General features: G+C 46.9%; 9 protein-coding genes. 2 read left to right on the forward strand and 7 right to left on the reverse strand.

Features of this window, described 5'->3' with window-relative positions:
• Positions 1 to 249: 249 nt before the first annotated feature.
• Positions 250 to 1179 carry a membrane dipeptidase gene (locus Q0482_RS05320; RefSeq protein ID WP_299144298.1) on the reverse strand — a complete coding sequence of 310 codons (930 nt, stop codon included), beginning with the start codon at positions 1177 to 1179 and terminating at the stop codon, positions 250 to 252.
• A gap of 169 nt (positions 1180 to 1348) precedes the next feature.
• Between Q0482_RS05320 and Q0482_RS05325 the strand changes: the two genes are divergently transcribed.
• On the forward strand, positions 1349 to 2104 hold the full coding sequence (locus Q0482_RS05325; RefSeq protein WP_299144301.1) for a nucleoside phosphorylase: 756 nt from the start codon (positions 1349 to 1351) through the stop codon (positions 2102 to 2104).
• A 428-nt stretch (positions 2105 to 2532) separates the two neighbouring features.
• On the opposite strand, the gene bcp is transcribed toward Q0482_RS05325, so the two are convergent.
• The gene (bcp, locus tag Q0482_RS05330; RefSeq protein ID WP_299144305.1) at positions 2533 to 2994 is read right to left on the reverse strand and encodes a thioredoxin-dependent thiol peroxidase; all 462 of its coding nucleotides are present in this window, start codon (positions 2992 to 2994) and stop codon (positions 2533 to 2535) included.
• A gap of 1058 nt (positions 2995 to 4052) precedes the next feature.
• Between bcp and Q0482_RS05335 the strand changes: the two genes are divergently transcribed.
• Positions 4053 to 5237 (forward strand): nucleotide sugar dehydrogenase, encoded by a 1185-nt coding sequence (locus Q0482_RS05335; RefSeq protein ID WP_299144308.1) that lies wholly within the window; start codon positions 4053 to 4055, stop codon positions 5235 to 5237.
• A 284-nt stretch (positions 5238 to 5521) separates the two neighbouring features.
• On the opposite strand, the gene Q0482_RS05340 is transcribed toward Q0482_RS05335, so the two are convergent.
• The 5 genes from Q0482_RS05340 to Q0482_RS05360 all read right to left on the reverse strand — a co-directional run bounded on the left by Q0482_RS05340 (position 5522) and on the right by Q0482_RS05360 (position 11510).
• Positions 5522 to 6121 (reverse strand): hypothetical protein, encoded by a 600-nt coding sequence (locus tag Q0482_RS05340; RefSeq protein ID WP_299144310.1) that lies wholly within the window; start codon positions 6119 to 6121, stop codon positions 5522 to 5524.
• A gap of 59 nt (positions 6122 to 6180) precedes the next feature.
• Positions 6181 to 9012 carry a hemagglutinin repeat-containing protein gene (locus Q0482_RS05345; protein ID WP_299144313.1) on the reverse strand — a complete coding sequence of 944 codons (2832 nt, stop codon included), beginning with the start codon at positions 9010 to 9012 and terminating at the stop codon, positions 6181 to 6183.
• A gap of 91 nt (positions 9013 to 9103) precedes the next feature.
• Positions 9104 to 9592, reverse strand: coding sequence for a hypothetical protein (locus Q0482_RS05350; protein ID WP_299144316.1), 489 nt, complete (start codon positions 9590 to 9592; stop codon positions 9104 to 9106).
• A 172-nt stretch (positions 9593 to 9764) separates the two neighbouring features.
• Positions 9765 to 11012, reverse strand: a complete 1248-nt coding sequence (locus Q0482_RS05355) for a hemagglutinin repeat-containing protein (RefSeq protein ID WP_299144319.1) — start codon at positions 11010 to 11012, stop codon at positions 9765 to 9767.
• A gap of 45 nt (positions 11013 to 11057) precedes the next feature.
• Positions 11058 to 11510 (reverse strand): hypothetical protein, encoded by a 453-nt coding sequence (locus Q0482_RS05360; RefSeq protein ID WP_299144331.1) that lies wholly within the window; start codon positions 11508 to 11510, stop codon positions 11058 to 11060.
• Positions 11511 to 11857: the final 347 nt, after the last annotated feature.

Raw genomic sequence — 11857 nt, forward strand, 5'->3', positions numbered from 1 at the left:
CATTCCTTGCATTGCCTAAAAATTCAAGAATAAAAGCAGACAATGAGTGAATCAGCGCTTCCTTACGAAAAAAGGCCGCAGTCATCGAAGATGAATGCAGCCTCTTTGCCATAAAGACGCAAAAGCCCTTCTTACCTTGTGGTAAAAAGGGCTCCGTTGTCTCTTTATCAATATACATAAGTATAGCGAATAAGTATGAGATTGTAAATAGAAAATTTTATCTTCCATCTATCTTCTATCATCTATCATCTATCTCAGCACATCCTCCAGATACCTTTCGCCGTTCCACCAGAAAATCTTCTCGATTTCCTCTTCCTTAAAGCCGCCCTTCTTCAAAGCCTCCGCCAGGCGGCCCATTTCAGAAGCGTCCTTCAGCTCCAGTTTCGGCTCGATACCGTCGAAATCGCTGCCCAGAGCCAGTACGTCAATGCCGCCCACATCCCGGATATGGCGGGCGTGACGGACGATATTGTCCAGGGTGGTTACGTCTTCGGTGCCCGTAAAATGGTTGGCAAAGTTCAGGCCGATAAGGCCGCCCTTTTCACCGAAGAGACGGATAAGGTCATCGGGGAGGTTTCTTCTGTGGCCGGTGACGGCCCGGGCATCGGAATGGGACGCCATAGGCGCCACATGGCAGGTCATGAGAACCTCCCTGGTGCCCTCATCATTCAGATGGCTGGTATCCACAATCATATGAAGGCTTTCCATGGCCTTAATGATTTCCCAGCCCTTTTTCGTAATGCCCCCTTCCATGCCATTGGGAAACCCGATTTCATTGGGATAGTTCCAGGTGAGAGTCATAAGCCGCACGCCGTCTTTGTACATGCGCTCCAGTTTTTCCACGCTGCCCCCTGCCGCTTCCCCGCCTTCCACCGAAAGCAGGGCCCCTATCTTTCCCTCTTCCTCCGCTTCCCGCAGATCCTCCCGGCAGCGGATGGGGCAGATGAGACGGTGCCAGGTTTCCATTTCTCTGCGGAAGGTGCCCAGCAGATCCTCATACCGTTTCCACACATCCGGCGTTTCCTTCTTGTCCACCCAGAGGGCAAAGTCCTGGATGAAGCAGCCCCCTTTTTTCAATTTCTCCAAATCCACATAAAGGGAATTCTTCAGAAGACTTCCCTTCTCCGGATGATCATGGAGCTCCGTTATGGTATCGCAGTGGAAATCAATGTATTTCATAGTACCGCCCCCATCAAATCAAAAAGGCGCCGGTTCCTCCAACCGCCGCCCTGCAGATATGTACTTTTCTTCCTGTATCATACCATTGGCAGGGAGCGTACACAAGCCCTTTGCATTCGCTCCCGCCTTCCTTATAATGAGGATAGATATTTCATGAAAGGAGATTACCATGAAACTGTCAGATCTGCCGCTTACCGAATACAGCAGGGAAGAAGGGCTCATTGCGCCAGACTTCGAAGGCCTTCCCCTCCGCCTTCCCCGCCGCTGCCTCATGGCCTTTCTGGGTGAAAAGAGGATTGCCGCCTTTGCGGAAAGCAGGAAAGGAAAAGTCATTGGCTCCTTCCTCTCCCTCACCAAGCCCTTTCCCCTCTATGAAATCCCCGGGAAAGAGCCCCTTCTTCTGGTGCAGGCCCCTGCCGGCGCCTCCTCCGCCGTCCTCATCGAAGAAAGGCTCTTCGCCTACGGCGCAGAAAAGGTGCTCGCCATCGGCTGCTGCGGCTCCCTCACAGACATTCCGGAAAACTGCTTCTTCCCCATTGAGAAGGCCCTTCGGGACGAAGGCACCTCCTTCCACTACCTGCCTCCCTCCCGGTTCATCGAAATGGACAAGGCGCCCCTTCTCCATCTGAAGGACTATTTCAAAAAGAAAGGCCTCCCCTTCCGCCCCGCCGCCACCTGGACCAGCGACGGCTTCTTCAGGGAAACGGAAGAAAAAATCCGGCGCCGCCGGGAAGAAGGCTGCGCCCTGGTGGATATGGAAGCCAGCGCCCTCGCCGCCTGCGCCCGCTTCCGGAAAAAGGAATTCGCAGAAATCATGTTCACCGCCGACACCCTGGCATCCCTTGCCCACGACCAGCGCCGCTGGGGCCGCGAAAGCCGAAACGCCGCCCTTGTCATGGGTATGGAAGCGCTGGAAGAAATATAAGGGGGGCCGCTTCGCGGCCCCGGGTTCAGAGGGTTCCCCCTCCCTTATTGTCCCCCCCGCTTCAGCGGGGGGGCAAGGGAACTGGATTCGTAGGGAGCCCTTGGGCGACTGAGAATCCAGTGACACGCTTCCCTATGGGTGAAGGTGGTGCCGCAGGCACCAAAGGGGGCTGGAACGAAGGGTCCGGGAAGAGAGGGCCGGTTCAGAGGGTTGTGGCTTGCCCTGCGGGCAATAATTATAAAGTCAGCGTTACGGGATTGCCCTTCCCGCCTTCATGGTCATACTGAGCAAAGCGAAGAATCTTGGTACGTGGCACAGAGGAAACCATAGCCGGTAAATACCGGTCGGCGGAAAGGGCCGGCTTATTCATAAAGACAAAATAAAAGGGGCTGTGAAAAAATGATTTACATTTTTTCACAGCTCTTTCCTTATTTCCCCAATTCCTTCAGCAGATCCTCCACATGGGAAGAGGCCTTGACTTTTCTGTATTCTTTGACCAGATTTCCTTCCTCATCGATGATGAAGGTGGAACGCTCAATGCCCATGTATTTCCGGCCGTACATGCTCTTTTCCTTCAGCACGCCGTAAAGGTTCACCACTTTTTCTTCTCCATCGGAAAGAAGAGGGAAATTCAGCTCATTTTTATCACGGAAATTGCAGTGCTTCTTCACAGAGTCCCGGCTCACACCGATGACAGCATAGCCCAGGGCTTTGAAATCCGCCAGGTGGTCACGGAAAGCCTTGGCTTCCAGGGTGCAGCCTGACGTATTATCCTTGGGGTAAAAATAAAGAATCACTTTCTGTCCTTCATAATCATGAAGGGAAATATCCTTCCCGCTATCAGAGGGCAGGGTAAAATCCGGCGCCTTTTTACCAATTTCAAGTGTCATGGAAATGCCTCCTTGTAATTCGATTTCTATCAATATAGTATCACAAAGGAGAGAGAAAAGGAAGGAGGGGCGTTTCTATGAACCGCATTGTCTCTACGCTCAGCAGGAAACCTTTCGCTAAGAGTTTCCTGTCGCGGTGACTCACTACCGTCCCCACGCTCAATGGGAAACTTTTTGCCAATAGTTTCCTGTCTCCATGAACCGCCATCGTTCCCACGCTCAATGGGAAACTTTTCGCATATAGTTTCCTGTCGAGATGAACCACATCGTCCCCACGCTCAATGGGAAACCCTTCGCATATAGTTTCCTGTCGCGGTGACTCACTACCGTCCCCACGCTCAACAGGAAACTTTTCGCCAATAGTTTCCTATCTCTATGACCCACATTGTCCCCCCGCTCAGTAGGAAACCTTTCGCGTATAGTTTCCTGTCTCTATGAATCACCACTATTCCCACACTCAATAGGAAACCCTTCGCATATAGTTTCCTGTCGCGGTGACCCACCACTGTCCCCACGTTCAACAGGAAACCCTTCGCATATAGTTTCCTGTCACGGTGACCCACCACTGTTCCCACGCTCAATAGGAAACTTTTCGCATATAGTTTCCTGTCGCGGTGACTCACGACTGTCCCCACGCTCAATGGGAAACCTTTCGCAAATAGTTTCCTGTCTCTATGACCCACCACTGTTCCCACGCTCAACAGGAAACTTTTCTCCAATAGTTTCCTGTCTCCATGAACACGCCATCGTCCCCCCGCTCAATAGGAAACTTTTCGCCAATAGTTTCCTGTCTCCATGAACACGCCATCGTCCCCACGCTCAATAGGAAACCCTTCGCGTATCGTTTCCTGTCTCCATGAACCGCCATCGCCTCCCCGCTCAATAGGAAACCTTTCGTGAATAGTTTCCTGCCCCAATGAACCACGACTGTCCCCACGCTCAACAGGAAACTTTTCATCCACAGTTTCCTGTCCCCTGTCACGCCGCTGTTCCCACGTTCCGCCAGAAAGAGTATAATAGGATAAAGACTATCATTATAAAGAAGCGAGGAATTATTTATGAAAATAGCCATTGCCGGTACCGGCTACGTAGGTCTTTCCAATGCCATTCTCCTTGCCCAGCACCATGATGTGACTGCGGTGGACGTAATCCCTGAAAAGGTGGACATGGTGAACAGGAAGGAGTCTCCCATTGCCGATGCCTATATTGAAGACTATCTGAAAAACAGGGAGCTTTCCCTCACAGCCACCCTGGACGGGGACAGTGCTTATCGGAATGCGGAGCTTATCATTATTGCCGCTCCCACCAATTACGACGACGTAACCGGCCGCTTTGACACCAGGGCGGTGGAGTCCATTCTTACCCAGATCCGCCAGGCAGGTTCCAAAGCGGTGGTGATTATCAAATCCACCATCCCCATCGGCTACACCAAGAAAATTTCCGCCCGGTATCCCGAGCTTTCCATCCTCTTTGCGCCGGAATTTCTTCGGGAAGGGAAGGCCCTTTACGACAATCTCTATCCCTCCCGCATTATCGTAGGCATTCCCAAAGGGAAGGAAGCCCTCCTCCCAAAGGCCCGGCTCTTTGCTTCCCTCATGCAGGAAGGAGCCATTAAGGAAAATATTCCCGTGCTCATTACAGGCTCGTCGGAAGCGGAATCCATCAAGCTCTTCTCCAATACCTTCCTGGCCATCCGCGTGGCCTATTTCAATGAAATCGACACCTACGCCGAAGAAAAAGGACTGCATACCGCCGATATTATCAAGGGCATGGGCTATGACCCCCGCATCGGCGATTTCTACAACAACCCCTCCTTCGGCTACGGCGGCTACTGCCTGCCCAAGGACACCAAGCAGCTTCTGGCCAATTACAAGGATGTGCCGGAAACCATGATCCGTGCGGTGGTGGAAGCCAATGAAACAAGGAAACAGTACATTGCGGACCACATCGCCTCCCTCTCCCCCAGACTGGTGGGTGTATACCGCCTCACCATGAAGAGCGGCAGCGACAACTTCCGCTCCTCCGCCATCCAGGGTATCATCGATAGGCTGAAGGAAAAGGGAATCGACCTTATCATTTATGAACCCACCCTGGACAAGGATACCTTTGAAGGCGTGCCTGTCACCCATGACCAGGACGGTTTCCGGAAGACATCGGACATCATCCTGGCCAACCGGGTAAGCGAAGATCTGCTTCCGGTGAAGGAAAAAGTGTATACCAGAGACCTGTTTTCAAGGGACTGAATGGGGCATCTTTCTTAGGAAAACCTGAATGTGCTTCCATTGTACCGGATTCCTGATACACTCCCCGCCCCATCACTATATCTAGGGAAGCACCGATTAATTCATAAAGTCCGCTTTTATAAGAATTTTTATGCACTGCTTCGTCATGGAACTCCTTAAATAGCTCGCTATTCGCGTCGTCCCATTCCTTGCATTGCATAAAAATCCAAGAATAAAAGCAGACAGTGATTGAATCAGCGCTTCCCTAAAACTACCAATGATAATATTATCACATATCACTAGTTTTAAGAATCTGAAAGCAATTGATTTAATTGATTTAATCCGCTTATTCGAACCTCATACATCTTTTTCAGTGGTTCCTTTTCATCCGTCTGCCTGCGAACGAACGCCTCTTTCTTTGTTTCCCCTTCGGCCTTAAGCATTTTATATATGCATATATCCTTATTAGTGGCATTGATAAAATCATTATATACTTTTATTTTACTAACATATGACCCGGTTATTTCATTCAAACTACTAACAATATAGCTAAACTTCTCATTTGTAAGCGTATCGTAATATGATTGATTGATAATTTTCTCATTCGAGGTAAAAACTGGCAGCACGCCTGTTTTAGCATATCCGGTAATACCATATGTATATATATAAGGATAATCAAAATATAAAGAAAAGCAGTGGGCCTCAATAACAACATCGGTCAAATTGTCAATTAACACCATATTGGAAATTAATTTATATCTAAAATCGCCATAGTATTCGGTCTTATCTAATTTAAAAGAATTAACATTAAGAAAGACAAGAATCACTGTCAGGATACACGAAAACAAGAGCCTCCAAATCAATTGCTTTGCTCCTTTCTCCCTTATGGATATGTATATTTTCATTATTAGCTTTGATTTATGCCCATTTTTAAAGCATTAAATATCCCCAGTACATAACTTTCTCAGCCACCAAATCCCTGCATATAATCATTTAAATTTTCAATTGAGTATGAAACATCATAAGTAGTTTTATAAGCGAATGTTTCTTTTGCCCCGGACTGTTGTAATTCATAAGCCGCCTTTAAGAAATCACCTAATACAGCTTCTTTTCGACCAAAATCATAATAATCCGTTATCGTTATTTTGGCCTGAACTTCACTATCAGTGATTTTAACAGATGCAATTGCCGTTGCACTACCTAACCCCAATGTAGTATCCAATCCTTTACTATAAAAGTAATAACTGTCCACATATGTAGGAATAGTGATGTTCCCATCTCTATATGCATTGCGAATCGTATTTGCTATAATGCATAAATTCATATTTTCATTATATTTTAAAGCCTTATTTATTGATGAGGCTTCTCCAAATTCAACTATTCGTAATCCATCTTTATATTCAATGTTAGTAATACCATGTCTATGGTCATCTCCATCAAGGTAATATCCCAAAAGGCTTGTAGCAATAGGCAATTCCCCATACTGACATGCCTGCTCATATCTTTCTTTTAAAATAACTTCATCATTACTAATATCATCAGGCGAATACACCAAAGGATCTATTGATTGTTTTACCTCTTGATAAGTTTCTATATAAAGTTCTTTCTGTTTTCTCCAAGCCTCTTGTCTTTTATCTTTCGCATGCTCATTAAGTTCCAAATTCCACTTAGCTCCCATCTGGGCGATATATCCACCTATCTTCTTATCATTGGAGATGCTTCCCACAATCATGCCTAATCCGGCTGCAATCATCTGTGCTTCATCGGGATGGTTTGCTGCCCAGCCTTTTGGCATATGGTCATGCAGGTATCCCATGGCGTATTCCTGCACACCGCCGGAAAGGATGCCGGCAAGGGCACTGCTTCCAGCCGCTTTGCTGGTCATGGCGCCAAGAAGGCCATGGAGGGCGGTCTTTTCTATAGAACCTTCACCCCAGCCGTTTCTTGCAGCCAGTTCGTGAATGGCTTCATTGCCTACGATGCTCATTTCTTCTACCAGCTGTTTCCGCTCTTCTGCCTTTGTCTTGTCAAAGATGGTTTTCAGCTTGTTCAGGCTGTCCCTGATATTTCTATCCAGTCCGGTGACATCCTGTTTCTGGTTCTTTGTATCGGTAATAACGATTTTCCCCGGTGCCATGGCTGCTTTGGTAGTAGAATCAGCTTTTCCTTTGGTCGCTGCTGACGGCACACCTAAAAGACCTCTTTCATTGAGAGGAATGCGGTTTCCATCGAAAGTTCCGATGACTTTATCGCTTTCGTTATGGGTATTCATACCCGGTTCTTTATCGTACCGGCTGTTTTCTTTAGAAGATGGGATGTCTTTGTTTACATTGCCGCCCAGTTTGGCCGTATAGGAAATGCCACTGCCGCCGGATGTGTAATCAGCCTTGTTCTCTATATCTTCCCAGCTTAAAGTCCCGGTGCGGAGTGTATTCTTATCCACGCTGCCTTTGCTGTCTATGACAGCACCTTTAAGGTGAGTATTGTCTTTGACGGAAATATCATAACCTTCCTGACCTGCATAGATTCCAGCCTGTTCTTTGACAGATGCATAGTCAGAATCCGTATAGCCTCTGGCCGTTTCTGCAGAGAGGTAGGGTTTGTCCAGCTTTTTATGGCCTGCGCTGTCTTTGAATACATCGCTTGCCAGAGCCCCGCCTTTCACATTACTTCTGCTCTTATAACTTTCGGTGTCCTGCAAACTTTCTATACGGAGACTGCCACCGGTTGCAAGCACTACTTTACCACCTTCCATGCGGCTTCCTGTCATGATTGTGTCATTGCCACCGGATACATGGAGGGTATTTTCTGCAGAAACTTCGCTTGCGGTATGAGTCAGAGATGCTGCATTTTCCATGCCTTTGGAGGATTGTCCATAAACCTTGACTCCTGAAAGGCCGCCGATGCCCCAGGAGGTGGAAATACCGCCGTTCTTTGTCTTTTCATGAATATCCATTTCACTTCGGTTTTCGGCAGCAGTCAGCCGGATATCTTTCTCCGCTTCCAGGTCCACATCTTTGCCCTGGATTGTGGAGCCGTGGATGGACAGATTTTCTCCGCTCCGGATATCTGCCTTTTCTTTGGCCGTAAGGGTAGATGACTGTGCCTGTGTCTCATAGGAAGAGGCTTTGGATGTAGAGGATACAGAGCTGAACCCTACATCCACTGCCAGACCTGCTTTGATTTTGCCTGCACTGTCAAAGTTGCGAATAGCGGTACGCCCATTCATACCGGCATCAGCCATATAGAGGTTCTTCAGTCTTCCATCCTGAACCTCACCAGATTTCTGCAGAGGCTGAATCACGCTGTTCACACCGCTGACAAAGCTGCCTCCCAGGGATACACTGAGCCCGCTTCTCTTGTACTCATGTTCTTCTTTATTGGTGTATTCATTATCCTTACTGGTGATAGTCACGTTCTTTCCGCTAACCGCCAGGTCCTTACCGGCTGAAACGTGGGAGGCTTCTATATCTGCATCTTTCCCTGCGCCGATACGAACGCTTCCTTCCACGCTGCCTATGGTGCTTCCTACCTGTTCTACGGCTTCACTGTCATAGCGGTCTTTTCTCTTCTCGCTGCCCATAGTAAAGCCCAGACCGCCTCCGGAGAGGAGGCCCCTCTTTTTGACGGATTCCCGGTAGGTGCTGCCGCTTCTTTCTTCAGCGCTGTCGGCCTTGAAGTTTCTTCTGGCCAGAAGGGTGGTATCCTTATCGCTGACGACGGCGCTTCCTGTGATGGTCATGTCTCTTCCGCTTTCCATATGGGTTTCATTCCCGGAGATAAGGCTTCCTCTCACAGTGTCCGTCGTCCCTGCTTCATAGAGGTCTTTGGTCTTGGAAGAGAGGAGACCGGATACGTGGGAGTGGTATTCGTGGTGTTCCTTTTCATCACAAACTTACTCTCTGCTTTTGGGGCAACACATTAATATAATATATAAGTTTCCCATCATCTGTCTGCTTCATATGAATCTCATTAGCAACCATAAAAGTAATTTCAAAGCAATATTCTGTCTTTTCCCAACGATAAGTTATTGAATTTAGCGCATTGGTAGAATAATTAAAATTATTAACACGACCTCTATATTCCCATCCCTCTCTGTGTAATTCATCTCCATAAAAGCGTAAAATGCTGTCTTTATTTTCAGTAGTTACAAATTGTTTCATCAAGTGATAATTATTAGGTGTCCTCCAAATCACATTCAGCACTTTCCCCAATGACTCATAATTTTCCATGTCATGAATATACTTCACTTGCGGACAGAGCTCACGTGATGTCCTATCTCTTCCACTGTCATTTATTCCACTCAAAATGATATATGGAACAATCAAGAATAACATCCACGATAAAATCCTTTTAATCCACTTCTTACCTCTCATATTTATACAATTCGGACTATATAATTGTTTTATATGCTTTCCTTGATTCTCTTGCCTATTTACATTGGTTGATATAATAAATGATATTAGTTTTTTATCATTTTATCTTTCCTTTTTTAGCAAAAGCCTTATCCAAATAGGCACATCATCTTCTGGGATTTCATCTGCGACATCATAACTTGCGCCTATTTAAGGAATTTTTCTTACCCAGACGGCTGTTCTCTATCCGGTCGGCTGCATCCCAGTCTCGTGCCTTTTCCCACATATTTGCACTTTCTGATGCATTATGTCGAAGGCTTTCTACTACATACCCAGCATCCTTCTCCTCTCGGATTAACTGTCCTGCAGTCTGACCTGCCTGAAGAGCATACAGTCCTTTAAGGCGGGCATCTTCTACTTCTCCTGCCCGCATCAGCGGTGCTGCAATGGAATGAACCGTCTCTACGGTTCTGCCTCCCAGGGATACGCTAAGTCCGCTCCTTGCCATTTCATGCTTTTCCAGGGAGCTGTATGTATTTTCTGTATGCTGGAGATTGACGTTTTCTCCGCTGATGGAAATATCTTTTCCCGCAGTCACTTCACTGCCTAAAATGGCAGCATCTTTCCCCGCGCCGATGTGGACGCTTCCTTCCACGCTGCCTATGGTGCTTCCTACCTGTTCTACGGCTTCACTGTCATAGCGGTCTTTTCTCTTCTCGCTGCCCATAGTAAAGCCCAGACCGCCTCCGGAGAGGAGGCCCCTCTTTTTGACGGATTCCCGGTAGGTGCTGCCGCTTCTTTCTTCAGCGCTGTCGGCCTTGAAGTTTCTTCTGGCCAGAAGGGTGGTATCCTTATCGCTGACGACGGCGCTTCCTGTGATGGTCATGTCTCTTCCGCTTTCCATATGGGTTTCATTCCCGGAGATAAGGCTTCCTCTCACGGTGTCTGTCTTCCCTGCTTCATAGAGGTCCCTGGTCTTGGAAGAGAGGAGGCCGGATACATGGGAGTGGTATTCGTGGATGGTTTCGTGATGTTCCTTTTCATCCATCATAGAGATATCTTCACCGGCAGTCAAGGAGATTTTTCCCTTTTCGGAAGTAATGCCGCTGCCTTTCAGGGAGATGTCCTCCCCTGCTTTAAGGCGCACTTCGCCTGCAGAGGAAATCAGGGTGCCTTTCACTGCTTCATCTTCTGTTTTGAGACGCTGGTAGTAGGAACCCTTCCTTTTCCCTACGGAAGCATCTTCTGCATAAAGGTCCTTTTCTGCGGTGAGGCGGATGTCTTTTCCTGCTGTCATGTCTGCTTTGTCATCCGCTTTAATGGATGCGCCGGAAAGGGTGATGGTATTTCCTGCGCTGATAGAAAGATTTTTTGCAGAAGCTTCCGCTTCGGTATACTTTCTTTCGTGGATGGCTGCCGCCGAATCTATGATTATAAACATACAAAAATAATACAATATCCCATCTATCATTACATTGTTAGCGATTTACACAAATCCCTCTTTCCAATGCAGTTCATTTATTTTGTATTTATCAATGTAAAATTCACCACCAATAGCCGGCTGGCTATGGAAAATAAATATATCCCAGGTTTTATAAAACTCCAACATTGCATTAGCTCGTTCTAAGCTCGAAAATATGCCTAAACTTCCGCCTACATCATATGTATTATCAATGGAATAGCCATATCCCAACACAAAAACCTCCTCACAAGAGAAATCGGCTTGATTTAAGCAGGGGCTTCCCTGGTCAAGAATAAACGTCTTTATCCTGAAATCATTGACTGAGAAGTTTTGAAATCCCGGCAAATTCAAATAGAGATTAATGGCGGAGAATGCCACGCTTTTATCTGCAAATACTCCCAGTAAAAATTCTTCTCTGTATGTTAAATCATTATGCTTCTTAGAATAGCTGAAAATCAATTCGTAAGCTTTATTCATCTTTTTCTCCTGTTCTTTTTATACTTTTATCTCGATCTACATGCTTTTTCAATTTATTATACTCAGACCCCGGCCCAGTTGGATAATTTCCAGCACCATATCTATCATCTAAGACACGCTTAGCAAACTCCTTTCCACTCTCACCTGATAATGGACTATATCCTTCATAAGCAACCCAAGAAGGAATATCCGAAGCTTTTTCCTTCTCCGTTTGCCTTGCCTGAAGAGCAATAAATTCCGGAAACCACTCTTCATTATTTATAATAAATTCACAAGTTTTATAGCTTAATTCTATGATTCATCTGCTATCTCCCAAGATTACGATTTGTGATTCTGAAGAATCTGGC

It is taken from the genome of uncultured Dialister sp., assembly GCF_937959425.1.
In the GTDB taxonomy this organism is placed as follows: Bacteria; Bacillota; Negativicutes; order Veillonellales; family Dialisteraceae; genus Dialister.

Coding starts and splice junctions, on each gene's coding strand:
- Q0482_RS05320 (WP_299144298.1), bottom strand. CDS start 1,179: ATGAAATACATTGATTTCCACTGCGATACCATAACGGAGCTCCATGAT.
- Q0482_RS05325 (WP_299144301.1), top strand. CDS start 1,349: ATGAAACTGTCAGATCTGCCGCTTACCGAATACAGCAGGGAAGAAGGG.
- bcp (WP_299144305.1), bottom strand. CDS start 2,994: ATGACACTTGAAATTGGTAAAAAGGCGCCGGATTTTACCCTGCCCTCT.
- Q0482_RS05335 (WP_299144308.1), top strand. CDS start 4,053: ATGAAAATAGCCATTGCCGGTACCGGCTACGTAGGTCTTTCCAATGCC.
- Q0482_RS05340 (WP_299144310.1), bottom strand. CDS start 6,121: ATGAAAATATACATATCCATAAGGGAGAAAGGAGCAAAGCAATTGATT.
- Q0482_RS05350 (WP_299144316.1), bottom strand. CDS start 9,592: ATGAGAGGTAAGAAGTGGATTAAAAGGATTTTATCGTGGATGTTATTC.
- Q0482_RS05355 (WP_299144319.1), bottom strand. CDS start 11,012: ATGTTTATAATCATAGATTCGGCGGCAGCCATCCACGAAAGAAAGTAT.
- Q0482_RS05360 (WP_299144331.1), bottom strand. CDS start 11,510: ATGAATAAAGCTTACGAATTGATTTTCAGCTATTCTAAGAAGCATAAT.